Consider the following 26,818-nt stretch of genomic DNA (forward strand, 5'->3'; position numbering starts at 1 on the left):
CGTCTCGCAAGTGCCCACACAGATTGTCTGTTTCTTCTTTTTAAAGAGCTGACAGCTTTTTAATTTACTTCACAATTTCTTGTTTTAGTTTGCTGTCTCAAGGGTTGCGTATGTTACGCATTTCACTTGCCTACGTCAACCCCTATTTTACAAAATTTGCTTTTTTTTCTTCAACCGATTGCTTTTTAATCAAAAAGGCTATTTAAAAGGTTATTTTTAGCTGTTTAATAGCATTAACAGCTTTTTCAACCGCTTTTTCTACAGTTGGCGCTTTAGCTAATGCAACACCCATTCTTCTTATACCTTTTACTTCAGGTTTACCAAATAAACGTAGATCAGTGTCTGCTTCACTTAATACTTTATCTAAATTCGAGAATGTAACTGTGTCAGAATCACCATTTGCAATTAATACTGCTGATGCACTAGCACCATATTGTTCTATTAAAGGTATTGGTAACCCTAAAATTGCTCTAGCATGTAATGCAAACTCAGAAAGATTTTGCGATATTAATGTTACCATGCCGGTATCATGCGGTCGAGGAGATACTTCGCTAAACCAGACTTGATCACCTTTTACAAACAATTCAACGCCAAATAATCCATAACCACCTAAAGCTTCAGTTATTTTGGTAGCAATATCTTTCGCTAAAGATAATGCATTTGCCGACATCGGCTGAGGTTGCCATGATTCTCGATAATCACCATTTTCTTGTCGATGACCAATAGGCTGACAATATGAAACACCATTAATATGTCTAACGGTTAATAACGTTATTTCATAATCGAAGTCAACAAATCCTTCAATAATAACTTTACCACTTCCGGCACGACCGCCTTCTTGAGCATATTTCCATGAAGATTCAATATCAGCGTCACTTCTTAATAAAGATTGTCCTTTACCAGAAGAACTCATAACCGGTTTAACTAAGCAAGGAAAACCAATTTCTTTAACCGCAAGTTTATATTCACTTTCAGTTGCAGCAAAACGATATGGAGAGGTTGGTAATTTAAGTTCTTCAGCAGCAAGACGACGAATACCTTCACGATTCATCGTTAATTGCGTCGCTTTAGCAGTAGGGATTACAGTAAAACCTTCTTTTTCTAATTCTACTAAGGTGTCAGTAGCAATTGCTTCTATTTCAGGAACAATATAATCAGGCTTTTCTGCTTCAATTATTTTTCTTAACTCATTGCCATCTAGCATGTTGATAATATGATAACGATGGGCTACTTGCATAGCGGGGGCATTGGCATAACGATCAACTGCAATAACTTCGCAGCCAAAACGTTGTAATTCAATAACAACTTCTTTGGCTAATTCACCGGCACCACAAAGTAATACTTTGGTAGCACTTGATGAGAGTGGTGTCCCTATTTTTGCCATAGTATCCTCTTAGAGATTTAATGATTATACTTTATTAACAAGCAAAAAATAAAAAATCGGGATAATTACCCCGATTTTCTGTATGCAAAATTAGACTGAATATGGATCACGTAAGATCATGGTTTCACTTCGATCCGGTCCAGTTGATATAATGTCAATTGGTGTTTCAGTTAATTCTTCAATTCGCTTAATATAGGCTTTAGCTGCTGCCGGTAATGCGTCATAACTTTTGACACCAAAAGTTGACTCACTCCAACCAGGCATAGATTCATATACTGGTTTGACTAAACTCCAATCTTCAGCCGCCGCTGGTGCATTTTGGATAACATCACCATTCGGTAATTGATAACCAACACAGATTTTGACTTCTTTAAGTCCATCTAAAACATCTAGCTTAGTTAAACAAAAACCTGAGACAGAGTTAAGTTGCACTGCTTTACGTACCGCAACAGCATCAAGCCAACCGGTACGACGACGACGACCGGTAGTTGCACCAAATTCGTTACCTTGCTTACAGAGATATTCACCAACATCATCAAACAATTCTGTAGGAAAAGGGCCAGCTCCTACACGGGTAGAATAAGCTTTAACGATTCCTAATACATAACCAACATAACGAGGACCAAATCCTGATCCTGTTGCTACGCCACCGGCAGTAGTATTTGAAGAAGTCACATAAGGATAGGTACCATGATCGATATCGAGTAAAGTACCTTGCGCACCTTCAAACATAATTCTGTCGCCATTTTTGCGTGCATTTTCAAGTAGTGCTGGAATATCTGCAATCATTGCCACTAAAATATCAGCAATCGCTAATGTGTCATCAAGCACTTTCTGATAATCAACAGCTTCTGATTGATAGTAATTGACTAAATGGAAATTATGATATTCCATAACTTCTTTTAATTTTTCAGCAAATGCCTGACGGTCACGTAAATCACCAACACGCAATCCTCGACGAGCAACTTTATCTTCATATGCAGGGCCAATACCGCGACCAGTCGTACCAATCGCATTTTTACCTCGGGCTTTTTCTCGTGCTTGGTCTAATGCAATATGATAAGGCAAAATCAACGGACATGATTCTGAAATAAGTAGCCTTTCTTTCACCGGAATACCGTTATCTTCAAGCTCTTTCATCTCTTTCATAAGTGCATCAGGGCAGAGTACAACACCATTAGCAATAATACTTATGACATCATTACGTAAAATACCTGATGGTATTAAATGTAATACTGTTTTTTCACCATTAATAACTAAAGTATGACCGGCATTATGTCCGCCTTGATAACGTACTACATATTTGGCTTTTTCTGTGAGTAAATCAACAACTTTACCTTTGCCTTCATCACCCCATTGTGTACCTAGCACAACAACATTATTACTCATAGTTTATTTACTCATTGTATTATTTGTTAGACTTTAATTTCATGTATTGGAAAAATTCACTATCAGGGCTAATGACCATAACATCATTACCTGTAAAGCTTTGTTCATAAGCTTTTAAACTACGAATAAAGCTAAAAAACTCAATATCTTTACCAAAAGCGTCAGCATAAAGTTTAGCTGCATTAGCATCACCTTCACCGCGAATTGAGCGAGATTGACGTTCGGCTTCTGATATAATTTTGGTTTTTTCAAATGTAGCTTCAGCTCTTATTTCTTCAGCTTGTTTGATACCATCATAACGTTTGTCACGAGCAATAACTTCACGTTCAGCTCTCATGTTAGCATAAATCGATTCAGAGACTTCAGCAGGGAAGTTAATTTGTTTAATTCGAACGTCAATTACATCAACACCGAAAGCCCTTAAACTGGTTTTACTGTTTTCAGGATCTTTTTTCGCGTCAGTAACTAATTTATCAATCGGTAAATTTTCTTCACCATCTTGTGATGAACCATTTAACGAATCTTTAACTCGCGCCATTAATGAATTTCTTGATTTGGTATCGGCATTAGAATCATTAATGATATCTCGATTACTTAATTTACCAATCTCAGAACGTAAACGACCATTTAACCGAGCCAAAATTAAGTCGTTAACATCGTTACCACCAGCAATAGTTTCATAATAACGGTTAAAATCAACAATTTTCCATTGCACAAAATAGTCCACAATTAGTTCTTTCTTTTGTACATTAAAAAAACGTTGTTCATTATTATTTGAACTATTGGTAGTTTGGATTTTAGCATCAATCGTTTTAACGCTATCGATTAGAGGCATTTTAAAATGTAATCCAGGTTCAGATAAACCAATAATTTTATTAAAACGTAAAACGACACCACGAGTACCCTCTTCTATCACATAGATACTTGAAAAAAGTACGCCAATTAAAATTAAAACTATAGGAATCAATAATTTTCGCATATTCTTTTTTCTCCTTATCGACCCATAGTCCGTCTAGTGCGATTATTAGAATTATTATTAGTCGTTGAGCTATGATTTTGCACATCAATACTATTTTGTTGAGCACTTTCTGCATCCAAAGGATTTGGCAGATTAATATTATAATCACTGTCTGAATTTGCTGTGATTGATTCAGATGATTGCTCATTTTTATTTTTTAATAATTGTTCTAACGGTAGTACTAATAAATTACCACTCTTATCATTAACAATAACTTTCTGCGTTTTAGCTAATATTTTTTCCATCGTTTCAATATATAAACGATCTTTAGTAATTTCGGGCGCAGCTTTATATTGTGGTAATAATTTTTCAAACCGAGCAACATCACCAATTGCTTCTAATTCTACTTTTACTTTATAAGCATTTGCATCGGCCAAAATGGTCGCCGAACGACCTTCTGCTTGCTGAACTAATTGAACTTTATCAGCTTTAGCTTGTTTTATTTCGCGTTCACTATCATTCTGAGCTCTAATTGCATCTGCATAAGCATCTTGCACTTCTACAGGTGGACGAGCAACTTGGAAGTTAAGATCGACAATAGTAATCCCCATATCATAATGAGAAATAACATTAATTAATTCATCTTTAGTACTATCTTCTAAATCTGAACGACCATCTGAAATGATAGCATCAATGTTAGAACTACCTACTGAAGTCCTAAGTGCACTATCCGCAGCTTGACGTAAACTATCTTCAACATTAGTCACATTAAATAAGTATTTAACTGGATCACTAATACGATATTGTACGTTCATTTCAACAAAGACTAAGTTTTCACCTTTTTCACTTGTTGTAATGATATCGCCATGCACATTGAAGTTATAAGTACCTTGCGTATCGACTTTATAAACTTTATCAATAAATGATGGATTCCAATTCAAACCAGGTTGAATAATTTCAGGTTGAACTTGCCCAAAACGAGTTATCACACCTCGTTGATTTTGTTTGATAGTATAAAAACCACTTACCGCCCAAATTAGGATAAGAACAACTATCACTGCCAAAATAATTTTCGAACTATTCATTGATAGCTTAATATCAGAAGGTCCTCGATTATTACCTGAACTCCCTTTTTTAAAGAGATCTTTGAGTTGGTTAAATATCCCTCCAGTTGAATTGGAAGGTTTCTTATTATTTCCCCATGGGTCGTTATCTTGTCCGTTATTGCCGGGCTGATTCCACGCCATATTTTATATGCTCCATTTAACAATTAGTTGTTATTTTGCGTATTGATTAAGTATAACAGATCTGGCTCTTGTTTACAGAGGCGATTCCATTCAATTAAAGGCATTCTTATATTTAGCAGAAAACTACCGTCATCATTGATGACTTCATGTTCTACCGCATTTAATTTATATAAACGGCTTCTAAGTTTTGCTAGATGGATAGGCAAGTTTAATTGACAAACTTGAATCTTACCGGCAAGCCTTTCTTTTAATGCAGTAAATAAGAGATCTAATCCTAAACTATTTTGTGCTGAAATCCAAACTCGAATTGGCACGCCATTTTCATCACGATCAATACTTGGTTGCTTACCTTCCATTAAATCAATTTTATTCATTACCAACAAAGTAGGAATATCATGGGCATCAATTTCAAGTAAAACTTCATCAACAGCTTGAATGTTATCTAATAAATTAGGATCAGCAGCATCAACAACATGTAATAGCAATGATGCTTCTTGTGTTTCAAGTAAAGTCGCTTTAAAAGCAGCAACCAGATCATGGGGTAAATGACGAATAAATCCAACCGTATCAGCTAAAACTACTTCGCCAACATCGTCAACCATAATGCGTCTTAAGGTTGGATCCAGCGTAGCAAATAATTGATCGGCAGCATAAACATCAGCATTAGTTAGTGCATTAAATAGTGTCGATTTGCCAGCATTGGTATAACCAACTAGTGATACCGTTGATAAATCTGCTTTTTGTCTAGATTGACGATTTTGATTGCGTTGTTTTTCAACTTTCGCAAGTCTTGATAAGATTAACTGAATACGATGACGAATTAATCGTCTATCGGTTTCTAGCTGAGTTTCCCCAGGACCTCGTAAGCCTATACCACCTTTTTGACGTTCTAAGTGAGTCCAACCTCGAACTAAACGTGTTGACAGATATTGTAATTGCGCTAATTCAACTTGCAACTTACCTTCATGGGTTCGAGCACGTTGAGCAAAAATATCCAGAATCAATCCTGTTCTATCCACTACACGACATTCACATAGTTGTTCTAAATTTCGTTCTTGAGTTGGGGTTAAGGTATGATTGACTAGAATAACTGAAGCATTCAGCTCTTTTACTTTATCGGCGATTTCTAACGCTTTTCCTTCACCAATAAAATATTTAGCTTGCGGAGACTTTCTTGAGGTTGTCACAATATCGAGAATTTCAATTTGAGCTGAAGAAACTAACACTTCAAACTCTTTTAAATCCTCGATATCGCTTTCTTGAGGGAAGAATACATGGACTAATAAAGCGGACTCGCCGCCTTTATATCGCTCAAACAATCACATTCTCCACTCAAATAATTAGCTTTCGCTTTCCTCTTCAGGTTGAGACACCAAACCAGAAATAGGTCTTGAAGGAACAACTGTAGAGATTGCGTGTTTGTATACCATTTGACTAACAGTATTTTTTAATAAAATAACAAACTGATCAAATGATTCAATTTGTCCTTGTAATTTAATACCGTTAACAAGATAAATTGATACTGGAATATGCTCGCGACGAAGCAAATTCAAATAAGGATCTTGTAATGACTGCCCTTTTGACATGAGTTTATCCTTTAAGATGAAATAAAAATATAAAGATAAAGATAAAATAAATTTACAATCAAAATGATGATCTATCCGATTGCAACATAACATACTTATGTAGTAAGTATCAAAATAACATAAAAAACCCAGCTCTTAAACTAATCAACTGCAATTTATGCACAAATAACTAAAAATTTAATAAATTAACGAAATTTATACAAAAAAATACGCATGATAGATATCATAAATTTAGAAAGGCTTTCGAAATGAAAAATTTCTGTTTAGTATTATAATCAATAGAAAAAACACTAATACCTATCGCTGCAATTTATAATTTAAAAAATATGCTTAAAAACGGTATCTTTGTTATCTTGATTTAACCATGTTATCGGTTGTTTCCAACCTCTAAGCCAAGTAATTTGCCGTTTCGCTAATTGACGAGTAGCACAAATACCCTTGAATACCATCTCATCATAACTGATATCACCATTAAGATATTCCCACATTTGACGATAGCCAACACAACGGATAGAAGGTAGATTGGTATGCAGATCAGATCGCAACATAAGTGTTTTTACTTCATCTTCAAAGCCTTGATCTAGCATTTGTAAAAAACGCTGCTCAATACGCTGGTGCAACTCAGCTCTATCTTCCGGCATAATAGCTAGCTGCATGATGTCATAAGGTAATGCTTCGCCACTTTCTTGAGTAAGCTCGGTTAAACTTTTACCAGAAATGAGATAAACCTCTAATGCGCGATTAAGCCGTTGCGGATCATTCGGATGAATTCGCTGAGCTGACACAGGATCAACCTTCTTTAACTCCTCATGAATCGCTTGCCAACCTAATTTATTGGCTTTTTCCTCAATTTGCTGCCGTATCTCACTATCCGCAGCAGGAAGAGGTGAAAGTCCTTCAATTAAAGCTTTAAAATACAGCATCGTTCCGCCAACTAGTAATGGTGTTCGACCATTACTTAACGATTTTTCAATTTCTTCAATCGCATCATGCCGAAAATTAGCTGCCGAGTAACTTTCAGCTGGATCACAGATATCAATCAGTTTATGTGGATATTTTTGCTGCTCTTGTTTAGTGGGTTTCGCACTGCCGATATCCATACCGCGATAAATAAGTGCCGAATCAACACTAATAATATCAATCGGATACTTGTCATAAAGTTCCATGGCAAAGGCCGTCTTGCCGGACGCAGTAGGCCCCATTAATGAAATAATTTTTGCTTTATTCATGATAAAATTGATTGTGATAAAGATTGAAGATCAATCGGATATAAAAATGTATCTTGCTGTAATAAATTAATATCTATCTGTTCTAGTTGTGCTAATAACTGAATAACTTTCGTTACGCTCCAATTCTCCGCATAATTATCACTACTATTTTCTGCCAACCATATCGCAATTTGCGTAGGATCGATAACAGCCGATTGATCAGATAAAAGAAAAGCAATTAGACTTGGTAATAATTGTTGCCAATTAGTGGTTCGTAACATTTTCGGCACATTATGCAAATGTAATTTGGCTTTATCAATATAAAAATCAAATCCTAAAAAATTTAATTGCGGACGATAATCACTTAATACCTGTTGTTCTTTTTGATTGACTAAAATTGTTAGTGGAATCAGTAATTTTTCTGACTCTTGAGTTAATAATTTTATTGCTTTTACTTTTTGCTGAGCAATATTTAACTTCATAAGCATAAATGTTTGCTGACAATCTTGCGATTTTTCAAGTAAAGCGATATCAGGTTGAATAACGGTTAATACTCGACCAAACTGTACTAATGAAGAACTATCAAGTTGCTGTTGCAGTAATTGTAATGGTACATTTCGTTTAGGAAACAGCGTCTCAATAACCGCTTGTTGCGGTGCAGTTATTGAACCATTATCACCGGCTAATGGCAATTGATTAGACTGCGTCTTTTCAATTTCAAAGCTTGCTTTAGTATCGATTAACTGACCATAAATTACATTTTCTTTAACATGATTAATCGGTTTTTTGGGTAATATGTTAGTCGCAGAATAGCCTTTAGGCTCCGTAGCTATTTTTTGATTAAAAATATTTTCACCAGCAGCTTGTCGATTTGGTGTTATTACCACTTTTTCATCATCGGTAAGCTGTTGGTTTGATTCGAGAGCCATAACAATAGCTTGATAAACAAAATCATGTACTAATCTTGCTTCATGAAAACGCACTTCGTGTTTAGCTGGATGAACATTAACATCAACCTGTTTGGGATCGATTTGTAGAAAAACCACATAACTTTGTTGTTCATTAGTTCGACTAATATAAGCTTGGCGCAGCGCATGATTAATTAATTTATCTTTTATTACTCGACCATTAACATAAAAATATTGCAGATCACTAATTTCATTACTTGCTACCCACCCTTGAATTAACAAATCATCATGTTGCCAATCTAATTTTACTGCTTTTTGTACAAATGTACGTCCACAAACTAATTCAACGCGTTTTTCAAGTGCAGATGCTCGATACTGTTTAATTAGTTTTCCATTATGTTGCAGATTGAAAGTGACATCAGGCCGAGCCAGAGCTATACGCCTAACAAATTCTTCAATATGCATAAATTCAGTTTTTTCGGTCTTTAGAAAACGACGCCGAGCAGGGGTGTTATAAAATAAGTCCAGAACTTCAACCGAAGTACCAACAGGATGTGCCGCAGGTTTAATGGTTGGTTTCATATCTCGACCTTCAGCATAAACTTGCCATGCCTCAGATTGATCGGCAGTACGTGACGTTAAAGTTAACCTAGCAACAGAACTAATACTGGCTAGCGCTTCACCACGAAAACCTAGGCTCATTATGGTATCTAAATCATCCAACGAGCTAATTTTACTAGTCGCATGACGTGCTAAAGCTAATGCTAATTCGCTTTTAGCAATACCACCACCATTATCACGGATGCGAATTAATTTACTACCGCCTTGTTCAATGTCGATATCAATTTGTGTACTACCTGCATCAAGGCTGTTTTCAACTAACTCTTTAATTACCGATACAGGTCGTTCTACCACTTCACCAGCAGCAATTTGATTCGCTAGTTGAGGTGATAGAATTTGAATTGCCATTAATGCTGTTCTCCAAAATTAGGATTTTTTTTGACATAATTTTTTATGCCTTGATAAATCAGTTTAGCGATCTTGTCTTGATGAGCATTACTAGCCAACAAACTTTCTTCAGCTTGATTAGTAATAAATCCAACCTCAATCAATATTGAAGGGATATCAGGTGAACGTAATACGCCTAAACTAGCATGTTCAGGTACACCTTTATGCAATTTAATAACACCTTTCATCTCTTTTAAAACCTGAGTAGCAAGTTCATAACCAACACGCTGCGAATAAGAGAATTGTAAATCGAGTACTGCTTGGCTTAAATTTTGGTCGTGATCATCACTTAATGCATCACCAGCGCCACCTAATAACTGTGACTGTTTTTCATCTTGTTCCAACCAACGACCCAATTCAGTATCAGCTCGTTTGGTAGATAATACCCAAATTGATGCACCAGAAGCATTACGATTCGGTGCGGCATCAGCATGGATAGAAATTAGCAAGTTCGCTTTATTTTTACGCGCAATATCAGAACGCTGAGGGACTGAAATAAAATTGTCGGTATTACGGGTTAATACCCCTTTAAAATTAGGATCTTTATTTAATAAATTAGTTAATTTTTTAGCTATCGATAAAGTTACATTTTTTTCATATAACTTATTCTTACCAACAGCACCAGAATCCTTACCACCATGTCCAGCATCGACGGCAATAACAACTTTTGCAGCATAAGCTGAACTACATAGTAGTAATAATATAAAAAAAGTTAATATTTTCTTCATTGTTTTTTCACTAATTTTTATAGTAATGGGTTGATAATAGCTCGACCTTTTTCACTATTAGCTTGCACACAAACCGTACGTTCAAGCGCTAAATATGCCAAATGAATTTCAATATCGGCAGCAGGTAACATACCTCTTGCCTGCATAGGCCATTCAATTAAACAAATAGATCTTGAGGAAAAATATTCGCGAATGCCCATAAATTCTAACTCTTCTGGATCACCAAGGCGATATAAGTCAAAATGATAAACTGAAAATGTATCAAATTGATAAGGTTCAACTAATGTATAAGTTGGACTTTTAACATTACCTTGATGACCTAATTGTTGCAAAAAACCACGACTAAAAGTGGTTTTACCAGCGCCAAGATCACCAATCAGATAAATGACAATTGTACTATCATGATTAGATAAATAATTTAAACACTGTTTTGCCAACTGTTTACCAAACAATATTGTCTCTTGCTCGTTAGCTAAAATAATGGGTTTCATAACGAATTCTTTGCTCAATAAATAGCCCTTATTATATACTAATAACCATTAAAGATGTACCAACTAAGATTAAGTTGAATTTTTACCAAAAAAATTTTGAGGAACGGGGTTTTTTGAGGGTAAATTTAACGCTAAAAGAGGAAAAATGTTACATACCATTGCAACACCGAACCAATCAACAATCGATCCAACGTTAATTTCAGCGCAAGATGCCGTACTATTTTGGCAAAATGGTGTAATTATGTGTTGTCAAGATAACTCTACATTAAATGCTATTTTGCAAAACACCCATCATTGTTATGTACTTGATAACGACATTAATGCTCGAGGCTTAGGCGACTTAATCGATTCAAGAGTTAAAATTATCAACCTGCAACAGGTTATTGATTTAACAGTTAACTATTTTCCGCAAATGAATTGGGAATAATTTTGCTATTTTCGATAAATGCTAATTTATCTATCACAGCAAATAAGCGATATTCATTGTAATAACATTATTAATTCTTTTGTTGCCAATTTGCAAATAGTCTTACCTCAGTTTAATATAAATTTTAATGATATTGGGTAAACATAAAAATTTGATGGCAAACTTATTAACTCTACTAGAAATTAATCAACTGTTACAAAAAGGTGAAGTTGTTGCTTATCCAACTGAAGCCGTTTTTGGTTTAGGTTGTGATCCTGACAGTGAATCAGCAGTGTATAAACTGTTAAATCTAAAACAACGTTCAGTTGATAAAGGATTGATTTTAATTGCCAGTCATTATCAACAACTGATCCCTTATATTGATCAATCGGCAGTAACGAAAGAACAGATACAAATGGCGTTTAACAGTTGGCCAGGACCAAATACTTGGATTTTTCCCAAGAATGCTAATACCCCTGATTTTTTAAGTGGAAAATATCAGTCCATTGCTGTTCGTGTTACCAATCATCCTTTAGTTTGTAAATTGTGTGATTTATTTGCTAAGCCATTAGTTTCAACCAGTGCCAACCTTTCTGGCCATCCAGCTTGTAAAACAGCGTTAGAAGTGGCGAACCAATTCGGTAATAATTTCCCCATTTTAGCTGGTCAAACAGGCAATCGTTCACAACCATCAATCATTCGCGATGTGCAAACTGGCACTATCATTCGGCAGGGGTAATATTATGCAAAATTTATATATTGGTGTCATGTCGGGTACCAGTATGGATGGAGTAGATATCGCATTAGTTGATATCAGCAATGGAAAAATTACCGCTATTGCTAGTGATTGTTATCCAATGCCAAACGAAATTAAAACTCGATTATTAACGCTTTGTAATAGCAAACAAACAACATTACAAGATTTAGGCGAACTTGATCATCAACTTGGCATACTTTACGCTAAAAGTATTAATCAATTTATAAAACAAAATAATATTGATAACAAACAAGTTAAAGCGATTGGCTGTCATGGACAGACTATTTATCATTCGCCGAATGGTGATAATCCATTTACCATGCAAATAGGTGATGCCAATATCATCGCCGCCCAAACAGGTATTACGACTATTGCAGATTTTCGTCGTAAAGATATGGCTTATGGAGGTCAAGGTGCGCCATTAGTTCCTGCTTTTCATAAAGCAATATTTTTAAACTCGGCAATTAACTGTGTAGTCTTAAATATTGGCGGTATCAGTAATATTTCTGTGTTAATACCTGACCAACCAGTAATTGGCTACGATACCGGCCCTGGTAATGTATTACTTGATGGCTGGATAAATAAAAGCCTCGGAACAAGCTATGATAAAGATGGTTTATGGGCAAAATCAGGTAAAGTAAATCAAAACTTATTAAGTGCGTTATGTAATGAAGATTATTTCCAATTACCAGCGCCAAAAAGTACTGGCAGAGAATTATTTAATTTAGCTTGGCTGATGCAAAAATTAACTGACTTTGCTTTAAATGGCCAAGATATTCAAGCGACATTGGTTGAATTTACCGCCATTACAATTGCCAATGAAATTGATAAATTACCGATAAAAAATAACTTGCCATGCCAGTTATTAGTCTGTGGTGGTGGCGCCAAAAATCCACTTATTATGCAACAATTATCAGCATTACTACCGAAATGGCAAGTTTCTGCTACAGATAAAAAAGGAGTAAACAGTGATGATATGGAAGCGATCGCTTTTGCTTGGCTTGCTTATTGTAGAATGAATAATATTCCTTCTAATATTCCAGAAGTTACTGGAGCAAGCCAATCTGTATGTTTAGGGGTTATTTATCAATAACCACCTTTAGTCCGTTGATTTTGATTGCTTAACATAACCAATTAATTCAGATATTTTAGCTGCACATTGGCTAATTTCACTGACTAAATTAGCTTCATCTTCAGCTGTACTACATCTAAAGATAGAAGTTGATAAACTTAAAGCAGCAATAATATTACCTAAACGATTGTAAATTGGTACAGCAAAGCAACGTAAACCTAGTTCAGACTCTTCATCATCTTTACCATAACCAACACGTTTTACTTCATCAAGTTCAGCTAAAAATGCGTCTTTATTAGTAATGGTGTTAGCTGTATATTGAACAAAATCGATGTTGTTTATTAAGCTTTTTTTGCTTTCATCATCTAACCATGCCAATAAAACTTTACCTAGACCGCTAGCATGAACCGTCGCTTGATTACCTATTTTAGATGTCAAACAAAGACTATATTGTTCTGATGCCACTTTATTAATATAGATAATTTGATCACCTTCACGAACAGCTAAATGGATTGTTTCTTTCGTTTTGTCCCTTAGCTTTCTCATTTCTAAATCAGCAATAGCCAAAAAGTTTTGGTGATAAAGAACTCGATTACCTAAATCAAGTAATTTTAAATTAAGAGAATATTTATCTGAATCTTCTTCTTGATTAACATAACCTAATGATTTCATGGTTTGTAAAAAGCGATAAGCAGTGCTTTTTGGCATCATTACTTTTTGCGATAATTCCGAAATAGCAATGTCTTTAGATTCAGATAAAGCTTCTAAAATTCCGAAAACTTTTAAAACCGAAGCAACCGATTCTGGTGAGCTATCATTCATGATTAGCACATCTCCTTACTAAAAAATAGTCATTATTCTATTATTTAATGATCAATTAGAACAACACAAAATTATCGAAAGTATATCATAATTAATAATGACTAGTTACTAGCTATTTTATAAAAAGTCCAATCTCTGCGGAGTAAACATATCAAGTAGCACACCAGCTTGTTTACAAATACAACCATGTTCAATATTTGGTTTTTTATACAAAGTATCACCAGCACGAACAATTTTGGTCTCAGTGCCAATAGTAAATTCAAATTCACCCGATAAAACATAAGTTAATTGTTCATGTGGGTGATGATGCATGGCTCCAATAGCGCCAGTTTCAAAATGAACTTCAACAGCCATCATATTACCATCATGAGCTAAAACTTTACGTTTAACACCATTTCCTAAATCAATTAATTCAATATCTGAATTAAAACAAAACATCGCATTACTCCTAAATTTATAAAATAAACAGAGATAATAAAAACTTCCCTTTAATTTATTATCTCTTAAATCAATTAATTTTCAATGTTATGGCATTAAGGTTGTTTACCAATATAGGCTAAGATACCACCATCAACATAAAGAATATGACCATTTACAAAGTTTGAAGCTTCCGATGCTAAAAATACTGCTGCACCCGCTAAATCATCTGGAGTTCCCCAGCGTCCAGCTGGTGTTTTAGCAATAATAAACTGATCAAAAGGATGACGAGAACCATCAGCCTGTTTTTCGCGTAATGGTGCCGTTTGTGGAGTTGCAATATAACCAGGACCAATACCATTACATTGAATATTGGCATGACCAAATTCAGAACAAATATTTTTAGTTAACATTTTTAAGCCGCCCTTAGCTGATGCATAACCAACAACGGTTTCACGGCCAAGCTCACTCATCATTGAGCAGATGTTAATAATTTTACCACTGCCTTTTTTGATCATGGAAGGAAGCACTGCTTTTGCCATAATGAATTGACCTGTAAGATCAATATCGATAATTTTTCGATAATCGGCAGCACTTGTTTCAAGCATTGATTTGCGTTGAATAATGCCGGCATTATTCACTAAAATATCAATCACACCATGTTCTTTTTCAATTTGCGCAATTGATTTTTCAACCGCAGCTTCATCGGTTATATCAAATAAATAGCCATGTGCATCAATGCCTGCTTCTTTATAAGCTTCAAGACCTTTTTGTAAATTTTCAGGTACCACATCATTAAATACGATTTTCGCTCCGGCACCAGCTAATGATTTTGCTATTTCAAAACCGATACCATAAGAAGCGCCGGTAACCAGCGCTATTTTATTGTTGAGTGAAAATTTATTTAAAATCGACATAATTATATTCTCCGTTATAGTTGTGACAGACAAAATCGCTCTATCACATTTCTTCTAATATGTTAGCTGGCACTTTGGTTAAATAAAGTGCAGGTTCATCTTGTGCATCACAAGAATATAAAACGTATTTATTATCAGGTGAAAACGATGGATGAGGGTGAGTAACTTGACGGTCACCATCTAAAACTCGCCATGTACTATTATGTTTAACGAGTTTATGTGCTGTTTTGGTTTTAGGCGCTAAAATATAAAGCCATGGATCATTTTCAATTTTATAACCACTAGTATCAATAACATCAACAGGGCTTCCTGTTCCATCACCGATATAAAGCGTGCCATCAAAATTGCTCATTAAATGTGAACAGGCAGGCATTTCCATAATCTCTTTATCTTCATTGGTTACTGGGTTATAAAGACGAATATAGCGCTCTTGTTGTCCTTTCATATAAGATACATAAGCTAATCCTGAACCATCTGGTACCCAAAACTCATGCGTACAACTTTCACCAGGTAAATTATCATGAGCTTTTCGTTCATTTTTACCATCACGATCAACTAACCAAATTCGTGCATCAACTAAATCATGCGGCCCTTCATGACAAAATGCGATAGTTTTATCATCAAAAGGTCTAAAGATTGGATGGCCCAACCATACATTTTGATCAATAACCGTTTTAGCAACACCAGTTTCAATATCAATTTTGATTAAACGGCAGTGTGGGTTTTTATCGTAAAACGCTTTAAATATTGTCCAGTCAGTGAGTGGTGTCCAATCTTTTTTATCAATTTCAATGCCAACAATTTCATTACAATCGCTATTAGCAACCCATGTACCATAACCAACCCATTCATCGGGTACTGTATAAACATTTTTTTCTTCTAAAGTTTCAAGATTGACTTGTTGTAAGTTACGTTCATTTTTGACATAGTATAAAAATTTATCATCTGGTGATAAAAAACCACCAAAGGTATTATCGCCAGGTCCTTCAGTAAGTTGTTTTGCTGTTTGATTTTCAATATCAAGCAAATAGTAGTTGCGATTAGAGTCAAATTCACCGGCAAAGAGTAACTTTTGACCATCATTGGTAAAGCATTTTTGATAAAAATAGTTACGATGGCATAAAACACCTTCTGGCGTTAACCGGATAATTTCATTTTTTGAATCTTCATCAGTAAATGATGAATATGATAGCTTTACGATATTTCCCTTAGCCATATAAACTCCCTGAATATAAGTATAATAAAAAGTTCAAAATATTATGATTTGTTAAATATAGTAATATAAAAACTATGATGGTTTTGTGACTTTCATCACATTGCAATAAATTTATTAAAACATCGTTTTATTTTAGTTAAAAAAATTGATATATTTTTTTGCGAGCTTATAATTAAAGCGTAAGTACTAATAACAAATGACAAAATTGTTAGATGGTTTGTTATTATTTCAATGAAAATAGAGGGAAATCATGAAAATAGCACTAATGAACGAGTTTAGCCAAGCAGCTAAAAATCCAATTATTTTAAATGAATTAAAAAATGCAACTGAGAAATATGGACATACTGTTTTTAATGTTGGCATGGATGGCGACAATGATAAAAAATTAACTTATGTTCATTTAGGTATAATTAGCGCTATTTTATTAAACAGTAAAGCAGTTGATTTTGTTATCACCGGATGTGGCACAGGCCAAGGCGCATTAATGGCATTAAATGCATTTCCTGGTGTTAATTGTGGTTATTGTATCGAACCTACTGATGCTTATTTATTTGCACAAGTGAATAATGGTAATGCATTATCACTTGCTTTTGCTAAAGGCTTTGGTTGGGGTGCAGAACTTAATGCTCGTTATATTTTTGAAAAAGCATTTGATGGTGAAAAAGGTTTAGGTTATCCACCTGAACGCCGAGAATCTCAAAATGCTAATGCGGTAATTTTAAATGATATGAAAAATGCTGCAGGAAAAAGTTTAATCGAAGCATTGAAATCAATTGATCAATCATTACTTAAAGATGCAATCAAAGGCGAACGTTTCCAAAAATGTTTATTTGAAAACAGCCAAGATCCTGAAATAACAGCTTATATCAAAAGCCTATTAGCTTAATTGATATTAATTAATTAGTTACTACATCCTATAATGTCAGTGTCATTTCAACTCAATTGATGAAATGACACTTTTTTATTTCTACATTTCTTCATAACAATTAAATTAATATTTAAGCTAAGGTTAGCAATAAACTTAAATATCCTTATTAATAATAGCTTATTGAACAAGATTAAAAACTAACTGACGAATAGAAATAAGTAAAATTGAATTGATAATAAAAAGAATAAAAACGCTAAATCTGATTATTAGACTTAGCGTTCTTATAGATTGATAACTCTTTAATTATTTAGCTTTATTCTTTTCAATTAAGATTTTTAACTCTTTTGGTAAGACTATATTACCATTTTGATCACGAGTTATTTTAAAATCAACATTGTCTTTCCATAATTCACTGCTGGTCACAGATTTAAAATCTTTACTTTTAATCTGTGATCCAAATGAATCTTTTATTGCGGCTTGCCAACTAATACAAAGTATTAATAAATTAACTTAATAATACCACGAAGAATTCGATCCATTGATTTCCAGTTATGTTCATATTGAAAGGTTGTTTGATCTGAACCCGCAAAAGAATAGATAGGAAAGGTGGATAGAAACATTAAAAGCGGTATTTTTTTAATATTTTCTGTTAATAAGATCACAATTTCAGAAAACAATTTCAGAAAAACAATAACACTATGATATTTATCAATTTAATTTAAAATAATATCAACATATTAACTTTTCAAATTAAATAAATTGTTACCAACGTCACATTTCTTAAAAAATTTTGAAATAAATTTGTATAAATTTAGTATCATTCTAATAATATTTTTAAAACGGTATTTCATAATTATTAAAGGAAATAAATTTATGGCTGACAATCAAAAGAAAATAACCACACTAACTCGATTTTCGTATGGTAGTGGTAATTTGATAGGAAGTGGGGCGCTAGCAATTAGTGCTGCTTGGTTACTATATTTTTATACAACATTCTGTGGTCTTTCTGCATTTCAAGCAACATTAATTTTTTCAATCGCTACTTATTTAGATGTCATTCTAAATCCATTAATGGGATTTATTACTGATAATTTTAACCACACAAAACTTGGCCGTCGATTTGGCCGTCGCCGATTTTTCATTTTATTTGCCATTCCATGTATGATTATTTACCCATTACTTTGGGTTGATGGCATGAATTTTTGGTACTACTTAACTACCTATATTTTATTTGAATTCATCTATACCATGATTATGATTCCATATAATACTTTACCGGTAGAGATGACCAAAAACTTCGATCAAAGAACTTACTTAGCGGGTTCAAAAGCAATGTTTGGTAAAGTTGCTAATTTCTTAGCTGCAGCAATTCCAGGTGTATTTTTCTATCTATTTGATGGTAAAGACTCCCCATTACCGTTCTTACTAACAGGTATTACTTATGCAACTATCATGGCTATTGCATTAATCTTGCTTTACCTAAATAGTTGGGAAAAATCAATTGATGAAATTGAAGATGAAACAACCTCTGGTCTTTGGGAAAGCATTGTAAAATTATTCTCAGATGTGTTTTCAACCTTCCGTTTAAAAACATTTAGAAACCATTTAGGTATGTATCTATTTGGTTTTGGTGCTGAATGGCTATTTGCGGCAACATTTACCTATTTTGTAGTATTTAACTTAGGCCAACCTAGAACGTTTGTTTCACAAATGAATAGCTTAAGTAGTATATGTCAGTTAATTTCAACGGCATTCTTTATGGCTTGGTGTGTAAAAAGAGGATTCAAAAGACCATTTGTTATTGCTATACTAATCGTAATATCTTCAGTAATTGGTTATATCGGAGTCTATCATTTTAACATGCCTCATGTTACTTGGATTGTTATTGGTATTACCATTTGGTTTGGTTTAGGAACTGGTGGCGTTTATTACATTCCATGGAGTGTATACACCTTCTTAGCAGATATCGATGAAGTATTAACCGGAAGACGTCGTGAAGGTATCTATGCAGGTGCAATGACTATGGCTGGAAAACTAATGCGAGCGACCATTGTATTTATTCTAGGAATTGTATTGAAATACTCAGGTTTTGTCTCTGGTGTAAATACCGTTCAACCAGATAGTGCAGTGACTGCAATTAACTTAGTTCTTATCTTTGGCGTGTGTGGAATGGCATTATTAGGTATTTTCTTTACTTACCGAATGAAATTAGACAAATCTACTCATGCACTTATTATTCAAGAACTTGATAGATTAAAAACTGGTGGTAAAAAAGAAGATGCAACACCAGAAATAAGACGCTTAGTTAAAGAACTAACTGGCTTTGATTATGATAACTGTTTTGGTAACAATAATGTTGGTTTTAAACAACATCATCCAAAATAACGATTTATAATTAAATAAAAAATCATCTAATTGATAAGATTAGATGATTTTTTTTATATCTAAATTTAAATTAAACCAAATTTTTGCAGCGCTTTAGCAATACCATCATTATCATTATTATCGGTTATATACTCAGCTTTATCTTTCAAATCATCAACTGCATTAGCCATAGCAATTGGATGATCAACGGTTAAGAACATTTCTAAATCATTCATACCATCACCAAATGCATAAGTAGGCACATTATCAAAACCTTTGGTTTTTAATAATTCATTAATGCCGTTACCTTTCGATCCACCATGGTTAAAGACATCAACACAATAATGAGTATTACGAATAAAAGTTAACTCAGGAAAAGCTTCTCGATAAGGCGATTCGCCTTGCTCACAAAGCAATAACAACATCTGAATCTGTTCTTTTAAATAAATTTGATCATCAACCGGAGGAATTTCTAGTTTTAAAGAACGATAAAACTGTTCGGTAGCTTGATTAATTTCACTGACTCTCATCTTATTATAATTATAAAAAGACAAAGGAATATTCATTTTTTCCCTTGAAAATTCATATAATCTAGTAATAACATTTTTATCAATATTATTGGTAAATACGACTTCTTTTTCATAAATAACAGCTTGGCCATTCATTGCTATAATCGAATTTATGCCCGTCTCTTTCATCAATTTAGCGGCTTCCATAGGGGTTCGGCCTGTTGCGAGCATAGGTATAATATTATTTTGCTTTAATCTTTCAATTGCAGCATAAGAACTTGGCAACACTTCTATATTACTATCAAATAAAGTACCATCTAAATCGAAAAAAACGATAGCATCAGGTTTTTTAGTCATTTTTACAAATCCAAAATATTTTTAATAAAAGGAATAGTTAATTTGCGTTGTTGAGCTAATGTTGCAACCTCAAATTTTTCCATTAAAGAAAACAATGTTCGCATATCGCGATTAACACGTTTTAACAAAAACAAACCAACTTCAGTTGATAACTCAAAACCACTTAATTGCGCTCTAAGTTGCAGAGCTTTTAGTTTATCTTCATCACTTAATTCTTTTAGCTGATAAACCTGTCCCCAAGTTAATCTTGAAGCTAAATCAGGCAAGATAAAAGGAATTTGTTTAGGCGGAGCACAAGCAGTAATTAAAAGTTTACTAACATTTTTTTCAGTTAAACGGTTAAATAAATCAAATATTGCCTCTTCCCAATCTCGATGACCAGCTATGGCATCAATGTCATCTAAACAAACCAAATCATAATTATCTAAACCTTGTAAAATTTCAGGAACCAATAAAACATGTTGCTTTAATGGAATATAACTAGCTAATTTATTTTGGCTTGAAGCATGCAATAGATGCGTACGACCAGCTGCGCTTGCTGACCATATATAAAAGACATTAAAACCTTCCCTATCAAGTAAGGTTTGCAAAGAATCAAACAATAGCTGATTATCACCCACATAGAAACTATCAAATGTTTCGTTATTAGGTAATATAAAAGGTAAAGGCAACTGTGAAAGAGTAATAAAATGACCTCACAATAAAAATACAATCATACTAAGTATAAATTTGCTTTCACAAAAATCAATTACTTTTATAGAGAACAAAATAAGTTAGCAAAAGCAGCTATTAAAAATCGATATACAAAAACTAGTTAACCTACAAAAAAACAAATAATAACATAACTAAAATGCTATTTAGTTATAAACTTTAACTTATTATTATTCATTAATAATAAAATAAATTATTTTCATTTTTTCCAAGAAAGAACCTTTTAGAAGGTTTCACACTATTATGCTGCTTTTTTTGTTTTAATTTAGCGACTTTTTTATTAGTAAAACGTCTTAAATCCATTCTAGCTATTTTCGGCAGATTTAAAGTTTTAAAAATTTTCTCGGCTATTTTTGCTTTTTTATTAACATTAGGTATAGATTCAATAATCATACCAATACTGCAAAAAATACTACTACCAAAGAATATAGGTTTCATAAAAGAGATATATTCAGCTGTTAAATGAAGTAATTGATAGAGACTACCCCAAACTAAAATATAAAAAACATTAAAAAGAATCATAAAAAAAAGGATCAGAAATAATGTCGCTTTAGCTTGATGTATTAAATAAGCTATTCGTCCTTTACTGCAATTAGGACATATACTAATAATCCTTTCGTCAGGTTTAGTTAAAGCATAAAGTTCATAATGATCTTCTTGCCACTGCGCTATAACAGCAACTTTTTCACCCGCTTGAAAAGGGCAATCACCTATCCAACCTCGATAAATAACACCATCAATTTGAACATTAACAAAATTAGCCTTAATTAAAAAAGGATTAACTTTTTCTGCTAAGAAGCTTTTTTTAAATTTCTCAAAATCAAATTCAAGAGATGCAGCATTAATAGAAGGCTCTTTTGCTAATAAGCTTTTTTTAAATTCCTTAAAATCAAACTCAAGAGATGCTGTATCAATAGAAGAATTAACTTCTTTTGCTAAGAAATCTTTTTTTAATTCCTCAAAATTATACTCAGGAGATAAATCATTAATATAAGTATTAATTATCCTATTTTTAAGTTCGCTTTTAGGTACGAATTCAAAATAATTATACTCTTCTTCTAAATCTATACGCTCAATTATTCCTTTAATGCAGACAAATTCAGTCTCCCAGCTCGGTAGAACAGGATAAGTTGGTTTATGGCGCCAAGAACGACTGACGATCTTATTTTGAATTTTGTAGAACTGTTTAATACTCATAACAACATATTTATCTATACAACTTCTGCTATTATAAATTGTTTTTAACTAAAATCCTCTAATTAACTTAAATTAGCTAGCTTAATTTATGAGCAATAAAAGATAAAAATTTAAGCAAACAAATTTATTTTTTGTGGATAACTCTGTGACAAACAACGATCATAAGCTGTTATGATCGCATTAATAACCTTAATTGAAGTCAATGTTGTGGATAAATAAGAGAGTTATAAACAAGTTTAATTAAAAAAAGATCCGATCAATTAACAGAATTAACTGATCAATAAGATCATATAAAATAAACATAAAAACCAGTTATCAACAAAAAGGATCCAAGCTAATAATAGTAAAAATAAAAAGATCATATAAAAGATCTTATTTAATTTAGATCGCGATCAAAATAGATCATTTGACGTAATAAAAAAGATGCGTAAAATTCGTAACACTAAATAAAACCAAATCACCTGATCAAAAATAGTGATCATCTATCAGTAATATAAAAAACGAGGCTTTATATGTTTTATCCAGATCTTTTTGATGTCATCATTGTTGGTGGAGGTCATGCCGGAACTGAAGCTGCAATGGCATCAGCAAGAATGGGCCGAAAAACATTACTTTTAACGCATAATATCAATACATTAGGACAAATGTCTTGTAATCCAGCTATTGGTGGTATTGGTAAAGGTCACTTAGTAAAAGAGATTGATGCTATGGGCGGATTAATGGCGCAAGCTATAGATCTTGCAGGGATCCAGTTTCGGATCTTAAATAGCAGTAAGGGGCCAGCGGTAAGAGCAACACGTGCTCAAGCGGATCGATCCTTATATCGTAAAGTAATAAGAACTACACTGGAAAACCAAGAAAACCTAATGTTGTTTCAACAATCTGTTGAAGATGTGATCATTGAAAACGATCAGATCACCGGTGTTGTTACCCAAATGGGTGTTTCTTTTAAAGCAAAAGCAGTAGTCCTTACAACTGGTACCTTTTTAGATGGTAAGATCCATATAGGTTTAGATAATTATAGTGGTGGTAGAACTGGCGATCCCGCTTCGATTGGTTTATCTAAATCTTTGCATCAATACCCATTTAGAATGGGACGATTAAAAACAGGAACACCACCACGTATTGATGCCAGAACAATAGACTTTTCTAAATTAGGCACTCAATATGGTGATGATCCAGTGCCAGTATTTTCATTTTTAGGCGATGCTAAACAGCATCCTAGACAGATCCCTTGTTATATAACAAGTACTAATGAAACAACCCATGAGATCATTCGCAATAGCTTAGATCGAAGTCCTATGTACACAGGTGTGATTGAAGGTGTTGGCCCGCGATATTGTCCGTCTATTGAAGATAAAATAATGCGTTTTGCTGATCGTAATTCTCATCAGATCTATTTAGAACCAGAAGGGTTAGATAGTAATGAGATTTATCCTAATGGGATCTCGACCAGTTTACCTTTTGACACACAATTAGCTTTTGTTCGTAGTATGAAAGGACTAGAAAACGCGAATATCGTAAGACCGGGTTATGCGATTGAATATGATTATTTTGATCCACGTGATCTTAAACCAACTTTAGAAAGTAAAGTGATCAAAGGTTTATTTTTAGCTGGTCAAATAAATGGCACTACAGGCTATGAAGAAGCAGCTGCTCAAGGTCTGTTAGCAGGTTTAAATGCAGCAAGATTTGTATATGATCAAGATCAATGGTTCCCTACTCGTGATCAAGCTTATTTAGGGGTATTAGTTGATGATCTTTGTACTTTAGGCACTAACGAACCTTACCGTATGTTTACTTCGCGTGCTGAATATCGCTTAATGTTACGTGAAGATAATGCCGATATCCGTTTGACTGAAATCGGCCGACAATTAGGCATGGTTGATGATTATCGTTGGCAACGATTTAATGAAAAATTTGAAGCTATTGAACAAGAAAGAGCCCGTCTTCGTGATATCTGGGTTCATCCTCATATTGAAAACATCGACGAAGTGAATGCTGTTTTAAGTGCTAATCTCACCAAAGAGGCCAATGGTGAAGAGTTACTTAAACGCCCTGAAATGAGCTATAAAACACTACAATCATTATCGCTTTTTGCGCCTGGTTTAACTGATACTCAAGCTGCTGAACAAGTTGAGATACAAGTAAAATATGATGGTTATATAAAATTACAGATTGAAGAAATTGAAAGACAAAAACGAAATGAAGAAACTCTTATTCCTGAGCACATTGATTATGCTGAAATATCAGGGTTATCTAACGAAGTCGTTGCTAAATTAAAACAGCATAAACCTGTTTCAATTGGTCAAGCTTCACGTATTTCTGGTATTACACCAGCGGCAATTTCAATGTTATTGGTTTATTTAAAAAAGAAAAACTATGTTAAAAAAGAAACTCATTAATCTTATTGATCAAACGGATCTTTCGATCACTTCTCAACAAATTGATCTATTGATCGATTATGTTGAAATGCTTAATAAATGGAATAAAGCTTACAATTTAACCGCAGTGCGCGATCCTAGTGAAATGTTAATTAAACATATTATGGATAGTTTAGTTGTTTCGCCTTATTTAGTTGGCAATACTTTTATTGATGTGGGAACCGGCCCTGGATTACCAGGGATCCCTTTAGCAATAATAAATCCTGATAAACAATTTGATCTGGTGGATAGTTTAGGTAAAAGAATTCGTTTTTTAAAACAAGTTCAATTTGAATTAAAATTAACTAATATTCAACCTATTCAAAGTCGTATAGAAGAATATAATGAGAAAAAATTTGATGGAGTTATTAGCCGAGCATTTGCTTCTTTGCAAGATATGCTGACTTGGTGTAAACATCTTCCTAACCAACAAGGATCATTTTACGCATTAAAAGGTAGCGATCTTGATGTGATCCCTGAAGGGTTTACTCTTAAACAAAATATTAAACTGACTATTCCGGAGTTAAATGCTGAACGACGTTTAATGATCATTCAGTAAAGGTAAAATTGATCTAAAAAATGATTAGATCAATTTTTACGACGTTTTAAATAATCTTTAATACCATCAACTATTGCTTTAGATACTTGATTTTGGAAGGAAGCAGTCTTAAGTTTTTGTTCTTCATTGATATTACTAATAAAGGCTGTTTCAACTAAAACTGATGGAATATCTGGTGCTTTTAATACTGCAAAACCAGCTTTTTCAATTGATGGTCTATGTAGTTTATTTACTTTCTTCATTCGGTTTAAAATAGCTGTACCTAATAATACCCCATTAGACAACGTTGTTTTTTGTACTAAATCTAAAATCGTATTATCTAAATATTTATCACCACTTCTACTCACCCCACCTATTTGATCGGCATTATTTTGGGTTTGAGCTAAATAACTGGCTGCTGAACTACTAGCTCCACGGGTAGATAACGCAAATACTGATGATCCTTTAACTGAGCGATTAGCAAAAGCATCAGCATGGATAGAAATAAATAGATCTGCATGTAAAGATCGTGCTTTCGCCACACGAACATTTAAAGGTATAAACACATCTTCCTTACGAGTCATATAGACTTTTACATTAGGTTCTTTTTTGAGCAAATTGTAAGTGCGGCGTGCAATTTGCAACACTATATCTTTTTCCCGAGTTTTTTTATAACCAATAGCGCCAGGATCTTCACCACCGTGACCAGGATCAAGCATAACGATAATAGGTGAATTTTTCTTCTTATTAGATGATTTTATTTGTGATTGTTTTTTATTGAGCTCGCCTTTTTGATACTCTTCTAAGAGTGCTAAAAGCGGATCATCATCAGTTACAGCTGGTTTAGAAGGATAAAGATCAACGACTAATCGATGTTTGAATTCAGCAATCGGTGGTAATGTAAATGTATTTGGATCGATACCTTGTTTTAATTCAATCATCAAACGAACAGTTTTGGGATCTAACTGCAATGTCCGAATCGATTTAATAAAAGGATCTCGACTTAGTACTTTTGTTGAAATCGTTTTTAACGTTGGATTTAAATTGAGATTATCAATATCAATAACAATACGATCGGGGTTGTGTAACTTTGCGTGTTTATAGTTAAGTTTTGCGTTCGATTCTAACGTTATTCGTGTATAAGTTGATGATGGCCAAACACGCACAGCAATAATCTGAGCCATTGATGCAGCAAAACCAACCCGTGTGACCGACAATAAACAAGTTGCCATAATGCCTTTAATCAAAAAGCGCTTTGTTGGACTAAATGTTTTTGACATACCTAAACACTTATATTGTTAATAATATTAATAGGACGAGAATAATAACATAAAATA

General features: G+C 33.6%; 24 protein-coding genes and 1 pseudogene. 7 read left to right on the forward strand and 18 right to left on the reverse strand.

The window, feature by feature from the left end; translation table 11 throughout:
- Positions 1-202 precede the first annotated feature (202 nt).
- The 10 genes and pseudogenes from purT to tsaE form a co-directional block, all read right to left on the reverse strand.
- A complete protein-coding gene (gene purT / locus H3T80_RS09020; protein WP_198201472.1) occupies positions 203-1,384 on the reverse strand; it encodes a formate-dependent phosphoribosylglycinamide formyltransferase in 1,182 nt (393 codons plus the stop codon).
- 90 nt (positions 1,385-1,474) lie between these two features.
- On the reverse strand, positions 1,475-2,773 hold the full coding sequence (locus tag H3T80_RS09025) for an adenylosuccinate synthase (RefSeq protein ID WP_198201473.1): 1,299 nt from the start codon (positions 2,771-2,773) through the stop codon (positions 1,475-1,477).
- Between the two features lie 19 nt (positions 2,774-2,792).
- Positions 2,793-3,752: a protease modulator HflC gene (gene hflC, locus H3T80_RS09030; RefSeq protein ID WP_198201474.1), complete on the reverse strand. Its 960-nt coding sequence runs from the start codon at positions 3,750-3,752 to the stop codon at positions 2,793-2,795.
- Between the two features lie 14 nt (positions 3,753-3,766).
- Entirely contained in the window at positions 3,767-4,978 is a 1,212-nt protein-coding gene (gene hflK / locus H3T80_RS09035) for an FtsH protease activity modulator HflK (RefSeq protein ID WP_110446880.1), read from the reverse strand.
- 23 nt (positions 4,979-5,001) lie between these two features.
- Positions 5,002-6,297: a ribosome rescue GTPase HflX gene (gene hflX / locus H3T80_RS09040; protein ID WP_198201475.1), complete on the reverse strand. Its 1,296-nt coding sequence runs from the start codon at positions 6,295-6,297 to the stop codon at positions 5,002-5,004.
- 21 nt (positions 6,298-6,318) lie between these two features.
- The gene (gene hfq, locus H3T80_RS09045) at positions 6,319-6,564 is read right to left on the reverse strand and encodes an RNA chaperone Hfq (protein ID WP_065555596.1); all 246 of its coding nucleotides are present in this window, start codon (positions 6,562-6,564) and stop codon (positions 6,319-6,321) included.
- A gap of 317 nt (positions 6,565-6,881) precedes the next feature.
- The gene (gene miaA / locus H3T80_RS09050; protein WP_198201476.1) at positions 6,882-7,793 is read right to left on the reverse strand and encodes a tRNA (adenosine(37)-N6)-dimethylallyltransferase MiaA; all 912 of its coding nucleotides are present in this window, start codon (positions 7,791-7,793) and stop codon (positions 6,882-6,884) included.
- Entirely contained in the window at positions 7,790-9,649 is a 1,860-nt protein-coding gene (gene mutL, locus H3T80_RS09055; protein WP_198201477.1) for a DNA mismatch repair endonuclease MutL, read from the reverse strand. Before mutL ends, miaA begins: the two co-directional genes overlap by 4 nt.
- 20 nt (positions 9,650-9,669) lie before the next feature.
- A pseudogene (locus tag H3T80_RS09060) lies at positions 9,670-10,374 on the reverse strand (N-acetylmuramoyl-L-alanine amidase); the annotation flags it as partial.
- 59 nt (positions 10,375-10,433) lie between these two features.
- Positions 10,434-10,907, reverse strand: a complete 474-nt coding sequence (tsaE, locus tag H3T80_RS09065) for a tRNA (adenosine(37)-N6)-threonylcarbamoyltransferase complex ATPase subunit type 1 TsaE (RefSeq protein ID WP_198201478.1) — start codon at positions 10,905-10,907, stop codon at positions 10,434-10,436.
- Positions 10,908-11,052: 145 nt separating this feature from the next.
- Between tsaE and tusB the strand changes: the two genes are divergently transcribed.
- The 3 genes from tusB (at position 11,053) to H3T80_RS09080 (ending at position 13,163) form a co-directional block, all read left to right on the forward strand.
- Complete coding sequence (gene tusB / locus H3T80_RS09070) at positions 11,053-11,334, forward strand: sulfurtransferase complex subunit TusB (protein ID WP_110446875.1); 282 nt, start codon at positions 11,053-11,055, stop codon at positions 11,332-11,334.
- 154 nt (positions 11,335-11,488) lie between these two features.
- Positions 11,489-12,052 carry a Sua5/YciO/YrdC/YwlC family protein gene (locus tag H3T80_RS09075; protein WP_198201479.1) on the forward strand — a complete coding sequence of 188 codons (564 nt, stop codon included), beginning with the start codon at positions 11,489-11,491 and terminating at the stop codon, positions 12,050-12,052.
- Between the two features lie 4 nt (positions 12,053-12,056).
- Positions 12,057-13,163 carry an anhydro-N-acetylmuramic acid kinase gene (locus H3T80_RS09080; RefSeq protein ID WP_198201480.1) on the forward strand — a complete coding sequence of 369 codons (1,107 nt, stop codon included), beginning with the start codon at positions 12,057-12,059 and terminating at the stop codon, positions 13,161-13,163.
- A 6-nt stretch (positions 13,164-13,169) separates the two neighbouring features.
- On the opposite strand, the gene kdgR is transcribed toward H3T80_RS09080, so the two are convergent.
- From kdgR to H3T80_RS09100, 4 genes are all read right to left on the reverse strand, one after another.
- On the reverse strand, positions 13,170-13,964 hold the full coding sequence (kdgR, locus tag H3T80_RS09085) for a DNA-binding transcriptional regulator KdgR (protein WP_110446872.1): 795 nt from the start codon (positions 13,962-13,964) through the stop codon (positions 13,170-13,172).
- 117 nt (positions 13,965-14,081) lie between these two features.
- The gene (locus tag H3T80_RS09090; RefSeq protein WP_110446871.1) at positions 14,082-14,402 is read right to left on the reverse strand and encodes a cupin domain-containing protein; all 321 of its coding nucleotides are present in this window, start codon (positions 14,400-14,402) and stop codon (positions 14,082-14,084) included.
- A 95-nt stretch (positions 14,403-14,497) separates the two neighbouring features.
- On the reverse strand, positions 14,498-15,292 hold the full coding sequence (locus H3T80_RS09095; protein ID WP_110446884.1) for a gluconate 5-dehydrogenase: 795 nt from the start codon (positions 15,290-15,292) through the stop codon (positions 14,498-14,500).
- Positions 15,293-15,341: 49 nt separating this feature from the next.
- Entirely contained in the window at positions 15,342-16,514 is a 1,173-nt protein-coding gene (locus tag H3T80_RS09100) for an oligogalacturonate lyase family protein (protein ID WP_110446870.1), read from the reverse strand.
- A 250-nt stretch (positions 16,515-16,764) separates the two neighbouring features.
- On the opposite strand from H3T80_RS09100, the gene H3T80_RS09105 reads away from it, so the two are divergent.
- Both H3T80_RS09105 and H3T80_RS09110 read left to right on the forward strand, forming a co-directional pair.
- Positions 16,765-17,400 carry an RpiB/LacA/LacB family sugar-phosphate isomerase gene (locus tag H3T80_RS09105; protein WP_110446869.1) on the forward strand — a complete coding sequence of 212 codons (636 nt, stop codon included), beginning with the start codon at positions 16,765-16,767 and terminating at the stop codon, positions 17,398-17,400.
- 855 nt (positions 17,401-18,255) lie between these two features.
- Positions 18,256-19,767, forward strand: coding sequence for an MFS transporter (locus H3T80_RS09110; protein ID WP_198201481.1), 1,512 nt, complete (start codon positions 18,256-18,258; stop codon positions 19,765-19,767).
- A gap of 65 nt (positions 19,768-19,832) precedes the next feature.
- On the opposite strand, the gene H3T80_RS09115 is transcribed toward H3T80_RS09110, so the two are convergent.
- The 3 genes from H3T80_RS09115 to H3T80_RS09125 form a co-directional block, all read right to left on the reverse strand.
- On the reverse strand, positions 19,833-20,612 hold the full coding sequence (locus H3T80_RS09115; protein ID WP_198201482.1) for a Cof-type HAD-IIB family hydrolase: 780 nt from the start codon (positions 20,610-20,612) through the stop codon (positions 19,833-19,835).
- Positions 20,613-20,614: 2 nt separating this feature from the next.
- Positions 20,615-21,298, reverse strand: coding sequence for a DnaA inactivator Hda (gene hda / locus H3T80_RS09120; protein ID WP_065651976.1), 684 nt, complete (start codon positions 21,296-21,298; stop codon positions 20,615-20,617).
- A 202-nt stretch (positions 21,299-21,500) separates the two neighbouring features.
- On the reverse strand, positions 21,501-22,520 hold the full coding sequence (locus H3T80_RS09125; protein ID WP_198201483.1) for a putative type VI secretion system effector: 1,020 nt from the start codon (positions 22,518-22,520) through the stop codon (positions 21,501-21,503).
- Between the two features lie 512 nt (positions 22,521-23,032).
- Between H3T80_RS09125 and mnmG the strand changes: the two genes are divergently transcribed.
- Positions 23,033-24,925 (forward strand): tRNA uridine-5-carboxymethylaminomethyl(34) synthesis enzyme MnmG, encoded by a 1,893-nt coding sequence (gene mnmG / locus H3T80_RS09130; protein ID WP_198201484.1) that lies wholly within the window; start codon positions 23,033-23,035, stop codon positions 24,923-24,925.
- Positions 24,903-25,502, forward strand: a complete 600-nt coding sequence (gene rsmG / locus H3T80_RS09135) for a 16S rRNA (guanine(527)-N(7))-methyltransferase RsmG (protein WP_198201485.1) — start codon at positions 24,903-24,905, stop codon at positions 25,500-25,502. Before mnmG ends, rsmG begins: the two co-directional genes overlap by 23 nt.
- 29 nt (positions 25,503-25,531) lie before the next feature.
- On the opposite strand, the gene H3T80_RS09140 is transcribed toward rsmG, so the two are convergent.
- Entirely contained in the window at positions 25,532-26,761 is a 1,230-nt protein-coding gene (locus H3T80_RS09140) for an N-acetylmuramoyl-L-alanine amidase (protein ID WP_198201486.1), read from the reverse strand.
- Positions 26,762-26,818: the final 57 nt, after the last annotated feature.

The sequence above is a fragment of the Gilliamella sp. W8145 genome, assembly GCF_016101145.1.
Classification (GTDB): domain Bacteria; phylum Pseudomonadota; class Gammaproteobacteria; order Enterobacterales; family Orbaceae; genus Gilliamella; species Gilliamella apis_A.